This is a genomic window from Chryseobacterium sp. SIMBA_028, assembly GCF_046535285.1.
GTDB lineage: Bacteria > Bacteroidota > Bacteroidia > Flavobacteriales > Weeksellaceae > Chryseobacterium.
On record NZ_JAWRWZ010000423.1, the window covers coordinates 1 to 262 of the forward strand.

At 57.3% G+C, this 262-nt stretch carries 1 protein-coding gene; it reads left to right on the forward strand.

What is annotated here, in order from left to right; genetic code table 11:
- Positions 1–262 (forward strand): MaoC/PaaZ C-terminal domain-containing protein (locus SCA31_RS23985; protein ID WP_410699500.1); only part of this gene is annotated, 262 nt, incomplete at both ends.

Here is a 262-nt window from a genome sequence, read left to right on the forward strand (position 1 = left end):
TGCCAAAACGACAGAATTCGGCACCAGGGTGTTCCATGGTCCCGGCGCACTTTCACTCGCCTTTGGGCTGGAAATGGCGCTGGGATGGAAGAACGGCTCAGCGATAGCCTTTCTGGGGATCGACAACTGGAACCTCCGTGCCCCGATCTTTATTGGCGACACCATCAGTGTTCGCGAAGAAGTGATTGGCATCAAGCCGTCTGCCAGCAAGCCCGACCGGGGTGTTGTGACTACTCGGGTTCAGATTCTGAACCAGGACGGC